Raw genomic sequence first — 22,713 nt, 5'->3', positions numbered from 1 at the left:
GACACAGAACCACCAGTATAGCCAAAACTTGCAGGCGCGAGACGTTGAGGGGAGTTTTCACCCACCCAAGCGTATTCCGTCTTCGGCCAAAGAATAAGAACAGACTCGCATCTTCGACGATTCCAAGCCTCCACATACCGGTGAGCTATCCACAGCCTGCACAAGGTGGGCTTTGCATGGCTGAGGTTTACGGGCATAAGGTGAGCAACTGTGAAAGCACAAGGGAAGCTAAAACCACCGGCGTGTTCGTGGTGCGGACGAGAGCTTGAGGCAAGCACTCGCGGCCGGCCGAAGAAGTATTGCAGCCAATCGTGTCGCCAACGCGCCTACGAGCAGCGCAATAACGTCAAGGGCACTTCGATTCCGCACAACGCGGTGATTTTGCATCCGGATCGCGCCGAGGAATTAATCGACAAGCTCTTTGAGTTGCGGTGTTCGGCGGAAGATATCGCTACCGCGGTTGAAGAACATGAAGACCCGCGCGATATCCGCCAGCTATGCAATGAGCTGGTTGACCTGGCCAAAAATGTTGAACAACTCCGCATTCGCGAATGACGACCGCCCACACTATCTGTTGCGCACTAGCCCAGCAGGGGAGAAGGGGCCGGCCACAAGCTTTTAAATTGGGGCTGGTGGGCTGAGTGACTAGGGCTATGCGAACACGATAGAATGACCAACCATGAGAAAGCCTATTGTGGCCCTAACCGTTATCGCGATCGTTGTGCTGGCCCTGGCCAGCGTCGGACCTGTTGCCTATAAGGCCTTGACGTCGACTGGTTTGAAAACTGAAGGACTATCGGCCGAGGGGGCCTTGCCCGCGAGCGTTGATATCGATGGGGATTGGCATGTGGTGAAGGGCTCGGGCCGAAACACCACCGCCGTGGGCTACACCTTCCACGAGATTTTGCCCGGCCAGGAGAAGGAAACCTCCGGCACTACTCACGATGTCACTGGTGATGTGGTGGTGGAGGGCCAGACGCTGACCTCGGGGGAGGTCACCGTTGATCTGCGCAACATTAAGACCGATGTGGAAAAGCGCGACATCAACGTGCGCCGCAACATTTTGCACACCGATGATTTTCCCACCGCGACGTTTACGCTGGATCAGCCGGTCGATGTGGCACAGATTCCGGGGGACGGCTCGACCGGCCATGTCACGCTGAAGGGATCTTTGACCCTGCACGGCACGACGAAGCCTGTCACGGGGGAGTTTGATGTTTTGCGCACCGGGGAACGCGTCGTCGTCGCTGGTGATTTGCCGTTTAACAGGACTGAGTTCGGGGTGGATTCGCCAGATTTTGTGGCCGCCAAAATTGACGAAAATGGCGTGCTCAATATCCGCCTCGCCTTGGAAAAGAAGTAGCGGCGGCACGCGATGAATACGCAGATTCAGCTGGGCGTTTTAGCGATCCGTTTGGTCGCACTTGGGGTGTTTATTTACTTGTTGCGCGCCGAGGTGTGGGCGATCGCTATAGGCCTGGTGTTTGTGGTTTTGACGTTGCTACAGATGTATCGGGCTATCCGTCACGCGGAGTTGATGCGGGATAGCGACCCGGTTCATCGTCGCGAGCGCAACACCTAAAAGCGTGTAGAACAAGATGTGTAGAACTTGTATCGCGCTGACGCCGCCACCTGGAATGCTTCGGCGGCGGCGTTGAGTGGTTCTCCGGGCACAGTGAGGCCTTGGGGGCGGCGTTCACAGTCGTAGCCTCAAAGGGTTCTCGTTGCAATAGAAGCGAAAGAGCAAAAGTGACATAATATTGCCACGCTGATATGCGAGGCACTTGGGGAAGCGGATTCTACAGCGCACCTTATGACTTTCGAGGGCGCGCGCATTGCGCACAAAAACCTTCGCGCCGAGGCCAAACGGGGCGGGCCGGCGCCTGGAGATTCCGCTTGATCCGCACGCACAGTTTGTCTCGTTACACCAGCCCGCAGCGCATCCAGCCCTTGCGAGCCGCAGGTGACGTCAACGACGACAATGGTCGATTCACCCGTGACGACTCCACGTCACCCATGGAGAAGGCACCATCGACGAAGCGGAAAACACAGAGCCAACAGGCCTCAATGGCTTTCTTTTCGTCAGAGTGACATATATAGGACACTCGGCAGCACGGTAAAAAATGGGGACTAGTGGCCGCCATGGACCTCAACGTCACCCCACAAGTCACCGACAGGGCCATAACGCCCATTAGCCAAGCTCCACAAGACAGCCTCCGGTCAATCACGCCTCAGGTATAAAAGCCCGATCTACAAACCTACGGGCGAGGATGCGTCACAGATCCAGCACGACATACAGACTGTGGCCGACATGCAGAGCACGAGATGGATCAAAGCCTTCACGCCAGCAAGCCGCGAAAATCGCGACTGCAGATACTGTAGACCAGTACGAGCTTTGCACAGCAATCTCGGAGGCGTGACGCTGAGGTAAATAATTGGCACTGCACCGGCACTTCTCCGTAATTGTCCGATAATGTACATTATGTCATTTTATATTTGGCAAGTTGTACCCCACCTCGCCTGATGCTTTCCGCCCGGCACATCCTTTGATAACACCATTGGCGGTAGCCTTTGGTACGGTGGGCGCCATGAGCAACGACCGCAAAAAGATTCTCGTCACCGGAGCCACCGGCTACGTTGGCGGCCGCCTGGTGCCGTCGCTGTTAGACGCCGGACACGACGTCTCCGTTCTAGTGCGCACGCCCAGCCGACTGGCGGAGGTTCCCTGGGCAGGCAACGTCACAATCATCGAAGGCGATCTCACCAAACCGGAGTCTCTGCGAGACGCCGTCACTGATATTGACGTGATCTATTACCTCGTGCATTCGATGGGCGACTCCAAGGAATTCGCCCGCACTGAACTCGAATGCGCGCATGCCATGGTCAATGCTGCAGAAAATGCGGGTTGCGAGCGCATTATCTATCTTTCAGGCCTAACCGATCCACATCAGGCGCGCAGCAATCATATGGACTCACGCCACGCCGTTGGCCGGGTGTTTCTCGATTCGACGCTTAATGCGGTGGTTTTTCAGGCGGGAATCGTCGTCGGCTCTGGCAGCACCTCCTTCGAGATGATCCGCCATCTCACCGAGCGGCTGCCCATCATGATCACCCCAAAGTTCGTGCGTAACCAGGTCCAACCCATCGGCATTGACGATGTTTTGCACTACCTCACCCGTGCTGCAACCGCGGATTTCCCCGGTTCACGCACGTGGGACATCGGCGGTCCTCAGGCCTATTCTTACGGCGAGATGATGAATCGTTATGCCAAGGTTGCCGGTTTGAAAAAGCGTCCGATGATTCCGGTACCGGTGTTCAGCCCCTGGCTAGCCTCCCACTGGGTGGGCGTGATCACCCCGGTTCCCTCCGGCATCGCCAAGCCCCTTATTCATTCGCTGGCCGTCAACGCTGTGGTCACCGAGCGTGATATCGATGCCTATATTCCCCCACCGCCCGGCGGGCTGACCCCGTATGAGGAAACCATTCGCCGTAGCCTCGCCGATGTGCGGGCGGACAACATCGTCACCAGGTGGACTGATGACCGCACCTTCGAGGCCGAGCCGCTGCCCAGCGATCCCGAATGGGCGGGCCGCAAAGTTTTTGTCGATGAGCGCAGTAAGGCCACCAGCGCCAGCCAAGAAGACTTGTTTGCGGTCATCGAATCCATTGGCGGCGAGCACGGATGGTACTCCACTCCCCTGCTGTGGCGGATTCGCGGATGGCTTGATCGGGCAATGCGCGGGCCCGGCCTGGCGCGGGGTCGACGAAGCCGGGACCATGTACGCCTCGGCGACGCCGTGGATTGGTGGACGGTGGAAGCCATCGAAAGGCCGCGGCTGCTGCGTTTGCGGGCGGATATGAAGGTCTCTGGGGATGCCTGGCTGGAGCTCATCGCTGATAAGGATGAGGACACCGGGGCGGTCACCTACCGGCAGCGCGCGATTTTCTTTCCCCGTGGCGTGGCCGGTCTGGCCTACTGGTATTCCATTCTCCCCGCCCATGGCCTGGTCTTTCCAACCATGGCCAGCAACATCGTCGCTGCCGCCGAACAACACCACCCTAAAGACAAATAAAACCCTTCACCACTTCCTGGGCGACTAGGGACCAAGGATGCGGTGAAGGGAGTCGACTCGGTTTTGCCTGCGAGCGTGTGGATCTAGTCAGTCATGGGACGGCGGCGGACGATGGCCGCATATACCGCGCCGGAGACGTTGGCGTAGACGGCGGCGACTGCGCCCGGGATTGCCGCCTCGGCGCTAAAGAACTGGGTTGCCATGGCACTGGCCAGGGCCGAGTTTTGGGTGGCCACCTCGATGGAGGTGGTCCTACAGGCCGCCTCACGCTGCTTGAGCAGCTTCGGAGCAAAGTAGCCGATGATGAAGCCCACCAAGTTTTGGATGGCCACGCCAACAACCACGATCAGACCAACGGTGGCCAAACGCTCAGAGTTAACTGCCACCACGGTCATCAGCACGATTCCGATGACGATGATCGACAACCACGGCAGCACCGGCAGCAGCGCGGTCACCAAACGGTTAGCGATCACACGCAGCAACAAGCCGCCCACCACGGGAACCAGCACGGTTTTGACCAGCGAAATCATCATGCCGCCGGCATTAACTTGGGTTTCGGCATCGGCAAGCCACAGCATGATCACCGGAGTCAGCAGCGGCGACAGCAGCGTCGACACGCTGGTCATGGCCACCGACAACGCCACATCGCCTTTAGCCAGGTAGGCAATGACGTTGGAGGCCGTTCCACCCGGCACACTGCCCAAAAGCAGCAAGCCGATCGCCAGCTCCGGGCCGAAGCCCAGCATCTTCGACACCATCAGAGCGGAAGCCGGCATCACGATGTATTGTGCTGCCACCCCTAGGAAGATGGGCCAAGGGCGACGCAGCACCTCACTAATGTCCGGCAGCGTCAGGGTCAGGCCCATGCAGAACATGATGACCATCAGCAGGTTGGTCAGGTGCGGTTTGAATCCCAGCATCGGGGTGGGGTTCAGGTACGCGAAAATTGCGCCGACGATGACGACGAGAGGAAACACGGCGACCGCCAGCTTGGCGGACATGTCCTCTTTGGTCTCATCGCGCGCATCGTGCACGCTGGGGGTGTCGAGCAGACTCATCGGTCGGCGTCCCTTCTTCTTGCTCAGTGTGTTCTTCGGCGAGGATCCATTCATGCCGCGCTTCCCTACCGGGGGGTCGCGGGCCCACAGTACGGTCGAACCTAATGAGGTTGAGCGCAGTGCGGATCGCGGGTTTGCCTCAGGACGCTGCGGGTGGGCGCCGGGCATGCGTTTCGCATCCGAGTTTTTCTTCGGGTGTAGCTTCGGATGGAAAGGTCGCACCCGCACCTGATGCTGGTGCGGGTGGTAGTGGGGATAAGGTGTACCCCTGGTTCTCCCCTACTATAGGTCACTATGCAGTAGTTTGCATAATTTTCAGTAGGGTTAGCCCCAAGATGTGAGGGGTCTCGCGGTATGCTCCTATGCATGACTCAACTCCTTTCCCCGAATCCGCAGCGTATCGGCCAGCCCGCCGGTGCCACACCGTTGCCCGACGCGGTGCCCGCTTCTCGCTGGGCCGGTACCCCCGAGCAGTTGAAAAATGACCTCATTGAGCTGCTTGGCCCGGACAATGTCTTAACTCGCATTAGCGACCTGGTGCGCTATGCCTCCGACGCCAGCCCCTATCGACAGGTGCCGCAGGTTGTTGTGCAGCCCCGCAACGCCACCGATCTGTCGAAGTTGATGGTTTTTGCTCGCGAGCACAAGCGCAATTTGGTGTTCCGCAGTGGTGGCACCTCCCTCAATGGCCAGGCCATGACCGATGACATTTTGGTCGATACTAAGACCCACTTCCGTGGCATGGAGGTGCGTGACGGCGGGAAACGCATTTGGGCTCGCCCGGGCGTGATTCTGGGGGATGCGCAGGCGGTGCTGGCCCGGCATGGCTACATGATTGGTGCGGATCCGGGCTCGACCTCGGTATGCACCATCGGCGGTGTGTTGTCCTGCAACTCAGGTGGCATGCGGTGTTCGGTGGAGCGCGACAGCTACCACACCTTGGAATCTGCCACGATCGTGCTTCCTAGTGGCTCGATCATTGACACTGCGGCCGCGGACGCGGATGAGCAGCTGCGAGCCCTGGAGCCCGGCATTTATGAGGGCCTGCTGGCGTTGCGCGATGAGATTCGCGGGGACGATGAGTTGGTGGCGCTGCTGAAGCGGAAGTTTTCTATCCGTAACACCAACGGCATTCGTTTGGATGCGTTTTTGGATGAGGATCGCCCGGTCGATATTTTGCTGAAGCTCATGGTGTCCGCTGAGGGTACTTTCGGCGCGCTGACTGAGGCGGTGATCCGCACGGTGGAGCTGCCCCGCAAGAAGGCTGTGGCATGGGTGATGCTGCCTGATCTGAAGCAGGCGGCCCGGTATGTGCACTCCATCATGGAGGCTGGCGCGTTGGCCTGTGAGCTGCTGGTGGCGCCGGTGATGAAGCGCTCGGTGGGCAATTTCCCCCAGGCTCCGAAAGAGTGGGCGGATATTGACGACAATGAGGCTGCCTTGCTGGTTGAGGTTGGCGGCGCTGACGAGGATGGTTTGGCTGCTGCTTGCCAGGCGGTGGAGAAGGTGCTCGAAGGCGCGGAGTTGACTGCCCCGCTGGAGTTTGATTCCACCGCCGCTGGCATGGCTGGTGCTTGGCAGATCCGTAATGGCCTGTTCGGCTTGATTGGTGCGGACCGCCCGCAGGGCACCGCCCTGATTACGGAGGACGTGTGTTTCCCGCCGGCGGATGTGGGCGAGGCCTCGTCGGATCTGATCGATTTGTTGGGTAAGTTCGGCTATCCGCAGATGGTGATGGGCCACGCCGCGTTCGGCAACTTGCACTTCTTCTTGCTTCCCCGCCTGGCGGTGGAGGAGGAACGCAAGGCTTATGCCCAATTCTTGGATGAGCTGGCGGAGCTGGTGATTGGCAAATACCAGGGCTCACTGAAGGCGGAGCACGGTACCGGCGTGAATATGGCACCGTTCGTGGAGTACGAGTGGGGCTCGAAGGCCTTTGGCTACATGTGGCGGGTCAAGGATCTGCTGGATCCGGCCGGCATTTTGGCCCCGGATGTGAAGCTGACCCGCCATCAGGATGTGCACTTGAACAATTTCAAGTCTTTCCCGAAGGTGGAAGACGAGATCAATGATTGTGTGGAGTGCGGGTTCTGCGAGCCGGTGTGTCCTTCCCGCCACGTGACGGTGACTCCCCGCCAGCGCATCGTGTTGCGCCGTGAGATGGCCCGTCAGCCGGAAAATTCTCCGCTGCTGAAGGTGCTGCAGGACGAGTACCAGTACGACGCGATCGATATGTGTGCCGCCGATGGGGTGTGCTCCGTGGCCTGCCCGGTGTCCATCGACACCGGCAAGGTGATGAAGGGCCTGCGCGCCCAGCAGGTCAGCGATGCGGCCAATAAGGCGGCCTTGGTGGTGGCGAAAAACTGGGGCGCGATCGCCCGTTCGCTGCGCCTGGGCGTGGGGGCCGCGGGAGTGGTGCAGCGCGCCTTCGGCTATCGGGCCTTGGCCGCGGTGGCCGATACTTTGCGCACCGTTATCAGCCGCGATCTGCTGCCGACGGTGCCGGGTGCGCTGCCCGGCCCCGGTGAGGCCCACCTGCCGGAAACTTTCCGCGAAGGCGCCACCGCCGTGTACTTCCCCGCCTGCATTAACCGCATTTTCGGCACTCCCCACGGCAAACCCGGCCTGCAGCTGCCGGAAGCTGTGGTGGAGTTGGGCCGGCGCGCCGGCCGTCCGGTGTGGATTCCGGCAGATGTCAAGGATGATTGCTGTGGAACCCCGTGGTCGTCGAAGGGCTACAAGGATGGCTTCCGCTACCAGGCCGAAAAAATCGCCCAGGATCTGTGGGAGTGGTCCGAGGGAGGCAAGCTGCCCATCATCGTCGATGCCGCCTCGTGTACCCACGGCATCATCGACAATGTCCCGGAGGTGCTGACCGGGGAACTAAAGAACAAGTTCGAGTCCCTGGAGATTCTCGACATCGTCGAGTGGCTGCACCGGGAGGTCGGCGAGGCGCTGACCTTCACCGAGCACTACCAGGCGGTGGCCGTCCACCCCACGTGTTCGACTACGCACATGGGCATCAACGATCAGCTCACCGACCTGGTCGCCCTGTGCACTGAGGACGTTGTGGTGCCGGTGGGCACCAGCTGCTGTGGCACCGCCGGTGACCGTGGACTTTTGCACCCCGAGCTCGTGGAGTCCGCCACCCGCGAGGAACGCCGCACGCTGGACGCCCGCGACTTTGACGCTTTTGTCTCCGACAACCGCACCTGCGAGATGGGGCTGGAAATGATCGCCGGCAAACCCTTCGAAAACATCGCGATCTTCCTCGAACGCGCCTCCCGCCCGGTCGTCACCCCCTAGCCTGGGTTGAGACATCCCGCCCGCACCCGTGACAAGCTTGCGCCTAAAAGGCCGCACAAAAGTCACGCGGTGCGGGCCTGTGTGCTGGGCAGCTGTGCGCCAGCCCTCACCCGTGCGGTAGAGTCAAAACCACAAGCAACCACACCTGTGGCACCACCGGTTGCGGTGCAGGACTCTTTCACAAACCCCCGAAAGAGCCACCGCCCACCGGAATAGTCAAGTCTAGAAAGTTGACGGACTTTTATCATGTTCGACGTTGATATGCTGCTGAGCTCCTTTGGGCTTCTCGGCATCCTCATCATCGTCTTCATGGAAACCGGACTTCTCATCGGCTTCATCTTCCCCGGCGACACCCTCCTTTTCACCGCCGGCATGATGGCCCACGCCGACCCGCCCTTCACCCCCCTATGGACCCTCATGGTCGGCATCCCCATTGCCGCCATGCTCGGCGACCAACTCGGCTACTTCATCGGCCGCAAAGTCGGCCCCGCCATCATCCACACCCGCGCCATGCAATGGATCGGACCCGAAGCGGTAGAAAAATCCCACCACTTCTTCGACCGCTTCGGCGCCGCCACGGTATTCCTCGCACGCTTCATCGCCGTCGTCCGCACCGTCACCCCCGTCGTCGCCGGATTCAGCCACATGGACCACCGAAAATTCACCTTCTACTCGGTGCTCGGATCCGCAGCCTGGGGCGGACTCATCCCACTATTCGGCTATCTGCTCGGCGAAATTCCCATCGTGCAAAAATACATGCACTGGTTCATCCTCGCAGGACTCGCAACCCTGCTCATCCCCTTCGGCTACCAGGTGTACAACATCATCAAAAAGCAACGCCAACACCAAAACCACACACCACCAACCCCCGCCGAAGCCACAACCCCCAACCAAAGCTAAACCCCCACAATCCGTGACACACCACCGGTCACGGATTTTTTCATGCCCTAACTCTTCGTAGCCCAACCCTTAAGCTTTCCAACACCCCCGCCTCGCACTAGCGGCGCGTTACCGCCCGCGGCTTACGGGCAATCCCCAACTGCACCACATCAAAAGCCTCCCGCTGCGCCAACACCGCAATCAACGCAAAGCAATAACGCCACAGGCGCCTAGTGACCACATCAATACCCGCCGCCGCAGCCTTACGCTCATGCGCCGCAAACAACTGCGCCTGCAACCGCGTCGTCAACTCCAAATGCGACCCAAAATGCTTCTCCGCAACGATCCGCACCCCCGTCGACCCATCAAAAGTACGCCGCAAACTATCCACCGACACCGGATCAAACGCCGGCCACACATACCGCAACAGTGGCTCCAACGCCGCCAACTCACAACGCGCCAACGCCCGCTTCGTACACAACGTCTGCACCGCAGCCCGCCCCGCAGGACCCAACAAACGATCCAGCATCGCCGCGAACTCCTTGCGCCCCGCAGGACCCAACACCTCCAAACGGGCCGCCGACACAATCGCCTCATAACGACCCCGCCACTGATTACGGGAAGGAATCACATCCGCACACCACTCCACCGTCGCGCGCTCCCCCACCGCATCAGCCATATCGTGCGCAACCTGCTCATCCATACACAAACAATCCACAATCGCCCCCCGCTCACTAGCCAACAAAGCCACCATCGGCGTCGTCGACGGAATATCCAACACATCAGATCCCCGCGTCACCCACGCCAAATCCAACAGCGACTCCACACTCCGGGCCTGCGCCGCAGCCAAATCAGCACGCTCCACCCCCACCGGCGCCTGCACCGTCGTCACATCCACAAACACCTTCGACGGCACCCCATTTTTCCCCGCATTCGGCGCCACATTATCGATCTCCTCCCGCACCGTCGTCGCCACCCCAGAGGCATACATCCCCGACAACTCCGCAGGAACAGACATCGGCGAATACAAAGACACCACATCCCACGGCAAATCACCGCCAGCATGACGCGGCAACGGCGACCGCGGCGCCGGCGGCTTCCGCAACCGCGAACCACCCGGTGAAAAATCAACATCCATCAACGCCGCCAACACCGACTCCACATCCGGGCAATCCCACTCGCCCGCCAAAAACCCCTCCACAAAACCCAACCAGCCACGCGCCGCCATCCGCGCAAACACCGCATCATGATGGACCACCAAACTCAACGGCGCATCCACCTCAGGATCAACATTGATCCCCGCCTCCCGACACGCGCGCGCCAGCTCCCCCTCCGCCTGACGCACCGCCTGACGAGAAAACGGCACCTGTGGAACCTCCACCACATCCGGCCACACAGCCGCATCAATCCCAGACAAATGAGAAAAAGTCACAGCACCAAAACCTCACACTTATTCACGCCAAAAGACACTCCACAACGCCCCAACACTAAGCGTCACACCACCCGCACCAGGCCCAAAACCCAGCACACACGGCACCCGGCAACCACACAGATCACCAACATGGAACAACACCCAACACTCTTCCACAGCACCACCCCAGCAGCTGGCACACCATGCCGACAAGCACCAAAACTCTCTCCACACAACCCCATCCCACCGGAGCACCAAAACACCCCACCACCCATACCTGAGGCATAATTCACTCCGATTGTTCCGAGTGCAAAATGTCACAAACCCACACACAAGAACACCCCAGAGACCAGGCCACACCCCCCACACCAGCCCCACACAACCACCCCACCCCCACAAACCAAGCACCTACTCCCCCACACACAGAAAAACCACCCAAAACGAGTGTGAGTTATCCGACAACAACCGCTATCATCAACCCAAACCCCACACGGGCCCGCGCGCACCACCCACACCCGCGCCACCCGTGCCCCGGGGGCAAACAACGAGAACACACTCGCTGAAACAAAAACATTCTCAAAGGAGAGCTCAAAACACATGACTGACAAGCCGTTTCGCCCCGAAGGTGGGCGTCACCACGTTGTCATCATCGGTTCCGGTTTCGGCGGCCTCTTCGCCACCCACAAGCTGGCCAAAGCCGACGTCGACGTCACCCTGATCGACCGCACCAACCACCACCTGTTCCAACCGCTGCTGTACCAGGTGGCAACCGGCATCCTGTCCTCCGGCGAAATCGCCCCCTCCACCCGCCAGATCCTCAAAGATCAGGACAACGCCAACGTCGTCAAGGGCGAGGTCGTCGACATCAACGTCGACTCCAAGATCGTCACCACCCGACTCGGCGACTTCACCCGCACCTACGAATACGACTCCCTCATCGTCGCCGCCGGTGCCTCCCAGTCCTACTTCGGCAACGACCACTTCGCCCAGTACGCGCCGGGCATGAAGTCCATCGACGACGCCCTGGAGCTGCGCGCACGCATCATCGGCGCATTCGAACGTGCCGAGCTGTGCAACGATCCGGCCGAGCGGGAACGCCTGCTCACCTTCGTCGTGGTCGGTGCCGGCCCCACCGGTGTCGAGCTGGCCGGCCAGCTCGCCGAGATGGCCCACCGCACGCTAAAGGGCGAATACTCCAACTTCGATCCCGCCAGCGCCAAGATCATCCTCCTCGATGGTGCCCCGCAGGTCCTGCCGCCCTTCGGCAAGCGCCTGGGCCGCAACGCTCAGCGCCAGCTGGAAAAGCTCGGCGTCACTGTGAAGCTCAACAGCATTGTCACCAACGTTGACGAAACCTCGGTGACCTACAAGTCCACCAAGGACGACTCCGAGGAGACCATCCACAGCTTCTGCAAGATCTGGTCCGCCGGTGTCCAGGCCAGCCCCCTGGGCAAGCTCGTCGCCGACCAGTGTGGCGTGGAAGTTGACCGCGCAGGTCGTGTTCCGGTCAACCCGGATCTGTCCGTCGGCGATCACTCCGATGTGTTCGTCATCGGCGACATGATGAGCTACAACCAGCTGCCCGGCGTTGCCCAGGTCGCCATCCAGGCCGGCGAGTACGTCGCCGAGAACCTCGCCGCCGAGGCCGATGGCCGTCCCGCGAACTCTCGCGAAGCTTTCGAGTACTTCGATAAGGGCTCCATGGCCACCATCTCCCGCTTCTCTGCTGTGGTGAAGCTCGGCAAGGTTGAGGTCACCGGTTTCGTCGGCTGGCTGCTCTGGCTGGCCGTCCACCTGATGTTCCTGGTGGGCTTCCGCAACCGCTTCGTCTCCGCTATTGCCTGGGGCCTGAACTCCGTATCCCGTGACCGCTGGCAGCTGGTCACCACCCGCCAGCAGCTGCACGCCCGCACCGCTTTGGGCAAGCTTAAAGATTGCGCCGCCGGTGCTGATACCCCGATTGAGCTCAAGGACACCGAGCGTTACGGCGGTTAATCCCCCACACGCCTGGGCCCGTAGGCCTTAAAAACAAGCCCCCGCACGCGCGTACACCACGTACCCGCCTGCGGGGGTTTGATAATGTTCAGCTTTTGTCCCCCGCTTCGCCACGGCGTTGCCTCTTCGACACCACCACCCAAAGGAATCTGCCGCCCGTGCCCGTCGACACCCGACTTCCCCACGCCGCTTCGCGTCTTAACCCCGACCAACGCACTCTCGTTGTGTGCGGCATTGGTGTGGGGCTGCTGCTGTGGGCGCTGAAAACCAACTTCCTGCTCGCCACCGACGGTTTCCTCATGGATCTGCAGGTCTTCCAGGACGCCGGCCGCGCATTCCGCACCGGTGGCCCCCTGTTCGATGGTTTCGATTCCCGCAGCGGTTTCGCCTTTATCTACCCACCTTTTGCCGCGCTCCTTATGGCCCCGTTGGCCTATATTCCGCAAACCGCCTTGCAGCTGGGATGGAACCTGGGCCAGTTCTTCTGCGTTTTCACCATCGTTGGCGCGGGCCTCTACCTCGCCGGGTTCGATAAGCGCACCAGCGCTATCTATTCTTTCTGCGCCTTGGGCGTGGCAATGAGCGCAGAACCCATCCGCAATGGCATGGGATTCGGCCAAATTGACACCTATCTGGCAATGCTGGTCATCGCCGATGTGGCCGGGATCCTGCCACGCAAGTTCCGGGGACTCGGGGTGGGCCTGGCCGCCGGCATCAAGGTCACCCCGGCAGCATTTGGTCTGGTGTTTCTCATCAGACGCGATTTCGGCGCCGCCGCCCGAAGCGTAGCGATGGGAGTGGCCACCCTGGTCATCGGTTTTATCGTCCGCCCCCACGATTCCAAACATTTTTGGCTGGTGGAAATGTGGAACACCGACCGCGCGGGTCAAAAGGACTTCTTCCGAAACCAAGCGCTGTCTGGTTTCATTGCCCGCAACATCACCGCCCCCGACACCACAACATTCACCGTGTTGTGGGCAGGCTTTGCCCTGGTCATCGGCGCGGTGGGATTGTGGGCGATGATCCGTTACTCCCGTCGCGGTTTCCCCCTGCTATCCCTTGCCATGTTTATTTTGCTGCTGTGTTACCTGCAGCCCTATGCGGTAACCCATCACTGGGCGATTGGGATCATCTGGGTTGCTGTCGTGATCTGGTTGTTTGCCATCGGTCACGCCACCAGGTGGGCTGCTTTGGCGTTTGGCGCTATTCAGTGGTGGGGGCCGAACTTCCTGTTGGATCCCGACCGCCACTTCGCGACCTGGCAGCGGGTCTTTGGCGAGATCCAATCGGTGACGATGCTGGTGGCCATCGTGGTGATGATCTTCTGGGCCACCAAGATCACCGATCGCCACCCAGCAACTCGCAAATACTAAACTCACAACTTTTAAAAGCTCGAAGGCCTTGCCCCCAAGAATCTGGGGGCAAGGCCTTCGAGCGAAAGTGACCTGGCGCGTTATGCGTGGACCAAGACGCTCACCAGAAAGGTGGAGTCCTCGCTAAACGGCTGCAGATCCCAGGAGGAGTAGCGGTTTTGCTCGCGCAGGCCCGCACTGTGGGCATCTGCGAGGAATTCTTCGAAGGTGTAGCCACGGCCGGAGCCAAAACCGATGACCAGTCGGCCGTTGCGGTCGAGAACCCGTGCGAGAGCTTTGAGCGCGGGCAGGCGCCCATCTTCCTCGAGGAAAGCGACCACGTTTCCTGCGGAAACGATCAGCTCGTAGGGTCCGCCTGGCATTTCATCGGCGCTGAGGTCTCCAACGACGAATACAGCTTCGGGGTATTTGGCCCGGGCGATTTCGACCAAATACGGGTCGAGATCAATGCCGGTGACGTCGTGTCCGGCTTGCGCCAAGTATCCGCCGATGCGCCCCTGCCCGCAGCCGGCGTCGAGGATTTTGGCGCCGCGCGAAGCCATGGCGTCAATGAGTCGTGCCTCACCAACAATGTCTTCGCCCTGGTTTTCAAAGCGATCCCACCGTTCGGCGTAGTTCTGCGAGTGGGCTGGATTGTTCGAAATCAAGTCGTTCCATGTGGGCATGGCTTAAAGGCTACATGTTTACTCATGCATAAACAGCAGAGGAAATCACCCCCAACCACCCCCGAAACCGGAACTATCAATGTTGTTTTTAGGGCAGAACGTAGTGTTTGTCCTCTAGGCTGTACGCCATGACTACGCCATCCACGCACCAGCCAACTCGCGTCCCACGCGTGCTGGCGATTGCCGGAACTGACCCCTCCGGGGGCGCGGGAATCCATGCGGACATTAAGTCCATTTCGGCCGCCGGCGGGTACGCCATGGGGGCGGTTACCGCCATCGTCAGCCAAAACACGCGGGGCGTCAACGCCGTTTTTCCACTTCCCCCACAAGTCATTGAGCAGCAAATCCAGGCGGTCGTTGATGATGTCAGCATTGATGCCGTCAAGGTCGGAATGCTCGGCGATGAGGACACCATCGCCGCAGTGGCGCCTTTTCTCCGCCACCTTCATGGCTCCGTTCCCATTGTGGTGGATCCGGTGATGGTGTCGACCTCCGGGCATCGCCTGCTGTCTGAGGGTGCTGTGGATGCATTGCGCGCACTACTTTCACAAGCCGATGTGCTCACCCCAAACGTGCCGGAATTAGAGATCCTCTGTGGTGCCGACACCGGCAGTCTGACATGCCGGGAAGATGTGGGCCAAGCCGCCCGGGCGGTGATGCAACAGCACAACATATCGGTGATCGCCAAGGGCGGCCACTTAGACGCAACAGACGTGGGAAACACGGTGTTCGATCGTGCAGGAGCCATCCAGCATTGCTCTTCAGCACGGGTTGATTCGACCGCAACTCACGGCACAGGCTGCTCCCTATCCTCAGCGCTTGCTACCCGCATCGGGGCAGGCGACAGTCTCTATCAGGCCACTGTGTGGTCAACACGCTGGTTGCGGCATGCCATCGCCTGCGGCGAAGCGCTATCCGTGGGTCACGGGCACGGTCCGGTCGACCATTTCGCGCACATCAGACCCGAGCACGGCTGGCTGGATCCCACCAGAAACCCCTTGCGCTAATAGTTTGCGTCAGCTGCTCTAGGGGCACGGGGGCCACTATCCGCCTATGCTTGACCATCATGAACACCACCGAACCAGCCGAGAATAAGTCCGCAGCTTCGCCGTCGGTGGAGCAGCTCCGCACGAATCATCAGGCGGTGCTCGACGCAATCGCCACCGCCTGCAAGGCTGCTGGTCGCAATGCGGATTCCGTCCGCCTGCTACCGGTGTCGAAGACTTACCCCCCGGAGGTTCTGGGACGGGCTATGCAAGCCGGCATGCATGAATTTGGCGAAAACCGCCCCCAGGAAATCAAGGAGAAGGCCTTGTCTTCCGCCTGTGCGGGGGCACAGCTGGTGCACATTGGTCAATTGCAGACCAATAAAGCCAAGATTGTGGCGGAATACGCTACAGAATTTCAGGCGCTTGACAGCGTGAAGGTAGCTGGCGCGTTGCAACGCCGGCTGGAAAGCGCCGACCGGGTGCTCGATGTGTTGATTCAGGTCAACACCTCGGGCGAGCCCCAAAAGTCCGGAATTCACCCCGCTGAGGCGGCGGAATTCGTTGCCGCGATGGAGCAATTTCCGCGCCTGAAGATCAGGGGCTTGATGACGGTGGCTGTCAACGGCCCAGATCCCAAGCGCGTAGGCGCATGTTTTTCTTTGCTTGCTGACACCCGCGACGCGCTCGCTGCCCAGTTTCCCAACCTGGACTTCTCCGAATTATCTATGGGCATGTCCGGCGACTTTGAACTAGCTATCGCACATGGCTCTACCTGTGTGCGCATCGGCCAGGCGATTTTCGGGCCTCGCGGCTAGCCTGCAGCTAAATCCACCGACTCCCTTGGCCGTATTGCAGGGTTGGGGCTATTGGGTGCGTTCCTTGTCGACGACGGTGGGCACCACCATGGTGCGCAGCGTGGTGCGTGCTACCAGCCGGTCGCGGTTTCGCATCTCGATATTGAGCAGTTGAGTGCGACGACCTGCGGTGATGACGGTCGCTACGACGTCGATGACCCCACTTTTGACCGGGTGCAGGAAGTCTGTGCTGTTGTTGACGCCCACAACCATCGCGTCGGCGTCTTCTTCTCCGCGGGCTTGCAGCACGGCCATGCCCAGCACGGATCCGGCGGATTCCGCCAAGGCGCAATACACGCCGCCGTGCACCAGTCCGGCTGGTTGCAGGTGATGCTCGGAGACGACCATTGATGCCACGAGTTCAGTGGGGCTAACGCTGTGGTAGCGAACCCCGAGGTGTGCATCTAATCCAACAGGGTGTGCGGTGAGGTTTTGGATGTCCATGGCCGACAGCTTACGGCCAAACATCGCCTTTGGGCGTGTAACGGGTAGAGTTGGCAACCATGACTGAGCAGAAGAAACTGGCACAGATTGGTGTCGTAGGTTTGGCAGTGATGGGTTCGAATATCGCCCGGAACTTCGCCCGCCACGGCCACACCGTTGCGGTGTACAACCGCAGCCACGACAAGACCGAGCACTTTATGGAAAATTTCGCCTCCGAGGGCGACTTCATTCCCGCTGACAGCATCGAGTCTTTCGTCAATTCCCTGGAGCGCCCCCGCCGCGCCCTGATCATGGTGAAAGCCGGTGGCCCCACCGACGCCGTCATCGAGCAGCTCGCTGACGCGATGGAGCCCGGCGACATCATCATCGATGGTGGCAACTCCCTCTACACCGACACCATTCGTCGCGAAGCTGAAATGTCCGAGCGTGGCTTGAACTTCGTCGGCGCCGGTATTTCCGGTGGCGAGGAGGGCGCCCTGAACGGCCCCTCCATCATGCCGGGTGGCCCTGAGGAGTCTTATGAGTCCTTGGGTCCGCTGCTGGAGAGCGTGTCCGCCAAGGTGGACGGCACTCCCTGCTGCACCCACATCGGCCCCAATGGTGCTGGCCACTTTGTGAAGATGGTGCACAACGGCATCGAGTACGCCGACATGCAGGTCATTGGCGAGGCCTACCACCTGCTGCGCTACGCCGCTGGGATGGATCCGCAGGAGATCGCTGAGGTGTTCCGCGAGTGGAACTCCGGTGACCTCGACTCCTACCTGGTGGAAATCACCGCTGAGGTGCTCAGCCAGGTTGATGCCGAAACCGGCAAGCCGTTGATCGACGTCATCGTGGATTCCGCAGGACAAAAGGGCACCGGTCGCTGGACGGTGAAAGCCGCCCTCGATTTGGGTATCCCCACCACCGGCATTGGCGAAGCCGTGTTCGCCCGCGCCCTCTCGGGCGCCCGCGCGCAGCGTGCAGCCACCATCGCTAACCTTCCCGCTGGTCAGCTCGTCGCTGAAGGCGTCAAAGATCGCGCTGCATTTATCGAGGATGTGCGTCGCGCCCTGTACGCCTCCAAGCTGGTGGCTTACGCCCAGGGCTTCGACGAGATCAAGGCCGGCTCCCAGGAGCACGGCTGGAACGTCGATCCCCGCGACCTGGCCACCATTTGGCGTGGCGGTTGCATCATCCGCGCCAAGTTCCTCAACCGCATCGTTGAGGCCTACAACAACAACCCGGAAGTCGAGTCTTTGCTGCTCGACCCGTACTTCAACAATGAGATGTCCGGGCTGATTGACTCCTGGCGTCGCATCGTAGTTGAGGCCACCACCCGCGGGCTGCCGATCCCGGTGTTCGCTTCTTCCCTGTCCTACTATGACTCCCTGCGCGCTGAGCGCCTGCCCGCAGCCCTGATTCAGGGCCAGCGCGACTTCTTCGGTGCTCACACCTACGAGCGCACCGACAAGGATGGCCACTTCCACACCTTGTGGAGTGGCGATCGAACTGAGGTCGAAGCCTAGGTGAAAACTTTTCGGGACTTAGGTCTACCACTACCCATCTGCCAGAATCTGTCGTCCATCGGCATCGAGCATCCTTTCCCCATTCAAAGCCAAGCCATCCCGGCGGTGCTTGCATGCAAGGATGTGCTCGGCCGTGGGCCCACGGGTAGCGGCAAAACTTTTACTTTCGGTTTGCCGATGCTGGCTCGTCTGGCCAGTGGTGGATCGTCCCGCCCGGGCCGCCCCCGCGCCGTGGTGCTAGTTCCCACCCGCGAACTAGCGGCCCAGGTTTCTCAACGTTTGGCAGATCCCGCAGCCTCCGTGGGGTTGCGGGTGCTTGAGGTGGTTGGTGGCGTCAACATTAAACGCAACATCACCTCATTGGCGGCGCCCGTCGACCTGCTGGTCGCTACCCCGGGTCGCGCCCAAGACCTTCTCAACCAGCGCATTCTTGACTTCTCTGAGGTCGAGATTTGCGCGGTTGATGAAGCGGACCAGATGGCCGACATGGGATTTTTGCCGCAGGTTCGCAAGCTGCTGCGGGCGATGCCCTCCGATGGCCAACGCTTGCTGTTTTCCGCCACCCTCGACGGCGACATCAACACCCTGGTTAAGGAATTCCTTACCGACCCAGTGACTTTTTCCACCGCCCCCGCCCAGGCGACGGTGGATCGTATGGAGCATTTCCTGCTGCACGTGGAGGACAAAACCGCCCGCTTCGCAGTCGTGGAACGCATCGCTGCCCGCGCCGGCACCACGATCATGTTCATGCGCACCAAACATGCCGTTGACAGGCAGGTCAAAAAGCTGCGCCGAGTCGGCATCAATGCTGCCGGCCTTCATGGCGATAAGGGACAGGGCGCGCGAACTCGCGCCTTGGAAGGCTTTTCCGATGGGTCGGTTCCCGTGCTGGTTGCCACCGACATTGCGGCCCGCGGCATTGATGTCGCGGCCGTCGACCTGGTGGTTCACATCGATCCCCCGGCGGAACATAAAGCCTATGTGCACCGCGCCGGGCGCACCGCCCGCGCCGGTGCCCAAGGCACCGTGGTGACCCTCGTGCTGCCAGAACAGCGCAAGGATGTTGCCGCACTGTGTAGAGCCGCCGGTATTAACCCCGCTGAGCACAATGTCACCCCAGATTCCCCGATCTTGGCCAAAATCACTGGCGCCAAGGCTTCTTCGGGTGAACCCCTCGCCCCGTTTGGCGCACCGGCGAACGCTACCGGCTCGCCAAAGAATACCTCTGGAGGTCGCCGACGCCCCCAGCGTCGCGAACGCGGCGCACAAGACGACTCCTCACGCGACAATAGTCGCGAACGGGGGCGGGGGCGCGGCCGGGCCGATCGTGCACGCCACGAGGATAAAAAGTCCGGCTCCCGTACAAAAGACGCACGGCGCGGTGACAGCACCCACGAGAGCCGCGCAGACAAACCGGCTGCCGGCGCTCAAGGTCGCAAAGCTCGCACGGCGGTCACTAAGGTGCGCGCTGACGGCACCGCGGTCGGTGGGCCGCGACAGACGAAGCCACGGCGCCGCCGGCGCTTCTAGCCTGCCATTCGTTGTAGCTGTTCAGGCACGCCGACATGATCATCCCAAACGTCATCGGCGTGCCTGAAGCTGCACATCCTCGTTTTATCCCTAATATTTAGAAACGTTATGGAGATTCTTTTATCCATCGTCGCCCTTGTTGGCTTCGTGGCTTTGACCGCCGCGACGGGTCTATTCGTCGCCATCGAATTCGCCCTGACGGGCATGGAACGTTCCACCATTGACGAACATGCCCACGCCAAAGGCGATGCCCGCGCGCTTGCGATTCAGCGCGCCCACAACGACCTCTCCTTCGAGCTATCCGGCGCCCAACTCGGCATCACGATGACCACCCTGGCCACCGGTTTCCTCGCAGAACCGGTGCTATCGCGCTACTTCCAGCCCCTGTTGGAACTCGCCCATCTTTCCCCGGAGCTCTCCTCCAAACTTGCCCTCGCACTCGCCCTGATCGTCGCCACCATGCTGTCGATGGTCTATGGCGAGCTGGTGCCGAAAAACTTTGCGATCACCGACCCCCTGCGCGTCGCCCGCATCACCGTGCTTCCCGTGCGCGGCTTCAACAAAGTCTTCGGCTGGGCCATCAAAGCCTTAAATGCTTGCGCTAATGCGGTGGTCCGCAAACTCGGCATGGAGCCCGCCGAAGAACTCGCTTCGGCGCGCAGCGCCCAAGAACTCGTCGCGCTGGTCCGCAACTCCGCCAAGCAAGGCGGCATCGAGCAGTCGCAAGCTGAAATGCTGGACCGCTCCCTGAAATTCGGTGAAGCCACCGCCGAGGACTTCATGACGCCCCGCTCCACCATCGAATACCTCGGGGTGGATGACTCTGTCGCGGACCTACTCAATATGGCTTTAGAAACCGGGCACTCCCGCTTCCCCGTCGTCGAAGGTGACCTGGACGCAACGGTTGGCGTGGTGCACGTTAAAGATGCCTTCGCCGTGCCAGCGCCCAAGCGGCCCCATGTACAACTGCGGCGGCTCGCCCGCCCCGTCCCGGTCGTTCCCGCCTCCCTCGATGGCGACGCGGTACTCAACCGAGTCCGCTCCGCGGGCTCACAGGTGGTGCTTGTTGCGGACGAATATGGCGGCACCGCCGGCATCGTCACCATCGAAGATGTCGTCGAAGAAATTCTCGGCGCAGTCTATGACGAATACGATGACGCCGACCAAGAACGCGAAGTTCGCCGTATGGGCGCTTCCTTCGAAGTCGTGGGCCTCATGCGCATCGACGAACTGCCCGAACGCGTCGGCTACACCCCACCCGAAGGACCCTACGAGACACTTGGCGGAGTCATCATGGCCACTCTCGGCCGGATCCCGGACGTTGGCGACACCGTCACCCTGCCTGCCAGCCACCACGAAGCGATGGACAATTTCTCCTCCGGCTATCACAACCGTTGGCAAGCGCAGGTCACCGAAATGGATGGTCGTCGCATCGAACGTGCCCTTTTGACACCACTGCCCGACCCGAAGGAAGGTAGTTAAAAATGGGTGGCTTCGAAGCAATCGTTTTGACCATCTTGTTGCTCGGCGTCAACGCCTTTTTCGTCGGCGCCGAATTCGCCCTCATCTCATCCCGCAGGGACCGACTCGACGCGTTGATCGCCCAGGGAAAGACCCGGGCTCGCACCGTGTTGGAGGCAACCGAACATCTATCGATGATGCTGGCCGGCGCCCAATTCGGCATCACCATCGCATCGCTTCTGCTCGGTAAAGTCGGCGAGCCTGCCATCGCCCACCTCATCGAAGGCCCCGCACACGCCGTAGGCCTGCCCGACACGCTGCTGCACCCAGTGGCGTTCGCACTTGCCCTCGGCATCGTCACATTCCTCCACATCATCGCCGGCGAAATGGTGCCCAAAAACATTGCCTTGGCCGGACCGGAATCCGTGGCCATGCTGCTGGTACCCACCCATGTCATCTTCGTTCGCTTCACCCGGCCCATCATCGTGGCTATGAACTGGATGGCCGGAGTCACCCTCAAAATGTTTGGCATTGAACAAAAAGACGAACTCGACTCCACGGTCAACCCCAAACAGCTGGCCTCAATGATCACCGAATCCCGCTCCGAAGGGCTTCTCGACGCCGAAGAACACGCCCGCCTGAAAAAGGCCCTGCGTCAAGAAAACCGACAGGTCAAGGAGGTGCTCGTCCCCCTAGCCCAGGTTCGCAACGTCGAATTCGGCACCAAGGGCCCGACGCTGGCCGCCATCGAGCACGCCGTCGAGGAAACCGGGTACTCCCGCTTCCCCGTCACCGGTGGCTCGGGGTCTTTCATCGGATACGTGCACATTAAGGACATCCTTGACCGGCTGGTCGCCCCAGGTGATTCCAGCGACCAGATCATCTCCCGCTCCGAGATCCGCACCCTGACCACCATCGACGGCGATGCGTCGCTGGATGAGGCGATGCGTGACATGCGTCGCCGCAGCGTTCACATCGCCCAAGTCCGTTCAGCGGGCACTCTCTTGGGGATCGTGACCTTGGAAGACCTCATTGAGGAATACGTGGGTACCGTGAGGGACTGGACCCACGAGGATGACGACCAATCCCCTGCCCGCGCATGACCACGACCACGAGTTCTTTTCCCACCGCCACCACCCCGTGGGGCGCTTCGGTGGAGGTTTTACC

Annotated in this window: 18 protein-coding genes; 14 read left to right on the top strand and 4 right to left on the bottom strand. The window is 60.7% G+C overall.

The genetic code is table 11. The features are described from left to right. Window positions 1–210 precede the first annotated feature (210 nt). The 4 genes from CAQU_RS06065 (at window position 211) to CAQU_RS06050 (ending at window position 4,073) form a co-directional block, all read left to right on the top strand. Window positions 211–555 (top strand): hypothetical protein, encoded by a 345-nt coding sequence (locus tag CAQU_RS06065; protein ID WP_075726118.1) that lies wholly within the window; start codon window positions 211–213, stop codon window positions 553–555. A gap of 124 nt (window positions 556–679) precedes the next feature. Then, complete coding sequence (locus tag CAQU_RS06060) at window positions 680–1,363, top strand: YceI family protein (RefSeq protein WP_075726116.1); 684 nt, start codon at window positions 680–682, stop codon at window positions 1,361–1,363. Between the two features lie 12 nt (window positions 1,364–1,375). Continuing rightward, the gene (locus CAQU_RS06055; protein ID WP_075726114.1) at window positions 1,376–1,582 is read left to right on the top strand and encodes a hypothetical protein; all 207 of its coding nucleotides are present in this window, start codon (window positions 1,376–1,378) and stop codon (window positions 1,580–1,582) included. A gap of 1,006 nt (window positions 1,583–2,588) precedes the next feature. Continuing rightward, window positions 2,589–4,073 carry an SDR family oxidoreductase gene (locus CAQU_RS06050; protein ID WP_075726112.1) on the top strand — a complete coding sequence of 495 codons (1,485 nt, stop codon included), beginning with the start codon at window positions 2,589–2,591 and terminating at the stop codon, window positions 4,071–4,073. Between the two features lie 83 nt (window positions 4,074–4,156). Here the strand turns inward: CAQU_RS06050 and CAQU_RS06045 are convergent, their stop codons facing one another. Then, window positions 4,157–5,131 (bottom strand): bile acid:sodium symporter family protein, encoded by a 975-nt coding sequence (locus CAQU_RS06045; RefSeq protein WP_075726110.1) that lies wholly within the window; start codon window positions 5,129–5,131, stop codon window positions 4,157–4,159. Window positions 5,132–5,497: 366 nt separating this feature from the next. Between CAQU_RS06045 and CAQU_RS06040 the strand changes: the two genes are divergently transcribed. Together CAQU_RS06040 and CAQU_RS06035 are read left to right on the top strand one after the other, a co-directional pair. After that, window positions 5,498–8,437 carry an FAD-binding and (Fe-S)-binding domain-containing protein gene (locus CAQU_RS06040; protein WP_075726108.1) on the top strand — a complete coding sequence of 980 codons (2,940 nt, stop codon included), beginning with the start codon at window positions 5,498–5,500 and terminating at the stop codon, window positions 8,435–8,437. Between the two features lie 246 nt (window positions 8,438–8,683). After that, window positions 8,684–9,337 carry a DedA family protein gene (locus CAQU_RS06035; protein WP_075726106.1) on the top strand — a complete coding sequence of 218 codons (654 nt, stop codon included), beginning with the start codon at window positions 8,684–8,686 and terminating at the stop codon, window positions 9,335–9,337. Window positions 9,338–9,434: 97 nt separating this feature from the next. On the opposite strand, the gene CAQU_RS06030 is transcribed toward CAQU_RS06035, so the two are convergent. After that, a complete protein-coding gene (locus CAQU_RS06030; protein ID WP_075726104.1) occupies window positions 9,435–10,748 on the bottom strand; it encodes a class I SAM-dependent methyltransferase in 1,314 nt (437 codons plus the stop codon). Between the two features lie 576 nt (window positions 10,749–11,324). Between CAQU_RS06030 and CAQU_RS06025 the strand changes: the two genes are divergently transcribed. Both CAQU_RS06025 and CAQU_RS06020 read left to right on the top strand, forming a co-directional pair. Then, on the top strand, window positions 11,325–12,722 hold the full coding sequence (locus tag CAQU_RS06025; protein ID WP_075726101.1) for an NAD(P)/FAD-dependent oxidoreductase: 1,398 nt from the start codon (window positions 11,325–11,327) through the stop codon (window positions 12,720–12,722). A 158-nt stretch (window positions 12,723–12,880) separates the two neighbouring features. After that, window positions 12,881–14,095, top strand: a complete 1,215-nt coding sequence (locus CAQU_RS06020; RefSeq protein WP_075726099.1) for a glycosyltransferase 87 family protein — start codon at window positions 12,881–12,883, stop codon at window positions 14,093–14,095. 80 nt (window positions 14,096–14,175) lie between these two features. Here the strand turns inward: CAQU_RS06020 and CAQU_RS06015 are convergent, their stop codons facing one another. Then, window positions 14,176–14,760, bottom strand: coding sequence for a class I SAM-dependent methyltransferase (locus CAQU_RS06015; protein WP_075726097.1), 585 nt, complete (start codon window positions 14,758–14,760; stop codon window positions 14,176–14,178). Between the two features lie 128 nt (window positions 14,761–14,888). Between CAQU_RS06015 and thiD the strand changes: the two genes are divergently transcribed. Together thiD and CAQU_RS06005 are read left to right on the top strand one after the other, a co-directional pair. Continuing rightward, a complete protein-coding gene (thiD, locus tag CAQU_RS06010; RefSeq protein ID WP_075726095.1) occupies window positions 14,889–15,767 on the top strand; it encodes a bifunctional hydroxymethylpyrimidine kinase/phosphomethylpyrimidine kinase in 879 nt (292 codons plus the stop codon). Between the two features lie 59 nt (window positions 15,768–15,826). Next, the gene (locus CAQU_RS06005) at window positions 15,827–16,564 is read left to right on the top strand and encodes a YggS family pyridoxal phosphate-dependent enzyme (protein ID WP_075728455.1); all 738 of its coding nucleotides are present in this window, start codon (window positions 15,827–15,829) and stop codon (window positions 16,562–16,564) included. Window positions 16,565–16,612: 48 nt separating this feature from the next. On the opposite strand, the gene CAQU_RS06000 is transcribed toward CAQU_RS06005, so the two are convergent. Further along, a complete protein-coding gene (locus CAQU_RS06000) occupies window positions 16,613–17,047 on the bottom strand; it encodes a PaaI family thioesterase (RefSeq protein WP_245797306.1) in 435 nt (144 codons plus the stop codon). Window positions 17,048–17,106: 59 nt separating this feature from the next. Here CAQU_RS06000 and gndA point away from each other — a divergent pair, with 59 nt between their 5' ends. From gndA to CAQU_RS05980, 4 genes are all read left to right on the top strand, one after another. Beyond that, window positions 17,107–18,555, top strand: coding sequence for an NADP-dependent phosphogluconate dehydrogenase (gene gndA, locus CAQU_RS05995; RefSeq protein WP_075726091.1), 1,449 nt, complete (start codon window positions 17,107–17,109; stop codon window positions 18,553–18,555). Then, complete coding sequence (locus tag CAQU_RS05990; RefSeq protein ID WP_075726089.1) at window positions 18,556–20,085, top strand: DEAD/DEAH box helicase; 1,530 nt, start codon at window positions 18,556–18,558, stop codon at window positions 20,083–20,085. A gap of 108 nt (window positions 20,086–20,193) precedes the next feature. Next, the gene (locus tag CAQU_RS05985; RefSeq protein WP_075726087.1) at window positions 20,194–21,567 is read left to right on the top strand and encodes a hemolysin family protein; all 1,374 of its coding nucleotides are present in this window, start codon (window positions 20,194–20,196) and stop codon (window positions 21,565–21,567) included. A gap of 2 nt (window positions 21,568–21,569) precedes the next feature. After that, window positions 21,570–22,649, top strand: a complete 1,080-nt coding sequence (locus tag CAQU_RS05980) for a hemolysin family protein (protein ID WP_075726085.1) — start codon at window positions 21,570–21,572, stop codon at window positions 22,647–22,649. Window positions 22,650–22,713 lie beyond the last annotated feature (64 nt).

The organism is Corynebacterium aquilae DSM 44791 (assembly GCF_001941445.1).
GTDB classification, from domain to species: Bacteria; Actinomycetota; Actinomycetes; order Mycobacteriales; family Mycobacteriaceae; genus Corynebacterium; species Corynebacterium aquilae.
The sequence above is the reverse complement of the archived record's forward strand: the minus strand, read 5'-3'. Positions and strand labels throughout refer to the sequence as shown.

Bases quoted from the DNA above. Each gene is read 5' to 3' on its own strand.
- CAQU_RS06060 (WP_075726116.1), top strand. From the start codon at position 680: ATGAGAAAGCCTATTGTGGCCCTAACCGTTATCGCGATCGTTGTGCTG.
- CAQU_RS06055 (WP_075726114.1), top strand. From the start codon at position 1,376: ATGAATACGCAGATTCAGCTGGGCGTTTTAGCGATCCGTTTGGTCGCA.
- CAQU_RS06050 (WP_075726112.1), top strand. From the start codon at position 2,589: ATGAGCAACGACCGCAAAAAGATTCTCGTCACCGGAGCCACCGGCTAC.
- CAQU_RS06045 (WP_075726110.1), bottom strand. From the start codon at position 5,131: ATGAGTCTGCTCGACACCCCCAGCGTGCACGATGCGCGCGATGAGACC.
- CAQU_RS06040 (WP_075726108.1), top strand. From the start codon at position 5,498: ATGACTCAACTCCTTTCCCCGAATCCGCAGCGTATCGGCCAGCCCGCC.
- CAQU_RS06035 (WP_075726106.1), top strand. From the start codon at position 8,684: ATGTTCGACGTTGATATGCTGCTGAGCTCCTTTGGGCTTCTCGGCATC.
- CAQU_RS06025 (WP_075726101.1), top strand. From the start codon at position 11,325: ATGACTGACAAGCCGTTTCGCCCCGAAGGTGGGCGTCACCACGTTGTC.
- CAQU_RS06015 (WP_075726097.1), bottom strand. From the start codon at position 14,760: ATGCCCACATGGAACGACTTGATTTCGAACAATCCAGCCCACTCGCAG.
- thiD (WP_075726095.1), top strand. From the start codon at position 14,889: ATGACTACGCCATCCACGCACCAGCCAACTCGCGTCCCACGCGTGCTG.
- CAQU_RS06005 (WP_075728455.1), top strand. From the start codon at position 15,827: ATGAACACCACCGAACCAGCCGAGAATAAGTCCGCAGCTTCGCCGTCG.
- CAQU_RS06000 (WP_245797306.1), bottom strand. From the start codon at position 17,047: ATGGACATCCAAAACCTCACCGCACACCCTGTTGGATTAGATGCACAC.
- gndA (WP_075726091.1), top strand. From the start codon at position 17,107: ATGACTGAGCAGAAGAAACTGGCACAGATTGGTGTCGTAGGTTTGGCA.
- CAQU_RS05985 (WP_075726087.1), top strand. From the start codon at position 20,194: ATGGAGATTCTTTTATCCATCGTCGCCCTTGTTGGCTTCGTGGCTTTG.
- CAQU_RS05980 (WP_075726085.1), top strand. From the start codon at position 21,570: ATGGGTGGCTTCGAAGCAATCGTTTTGACCATCTTGTTGCTCGGCGTC.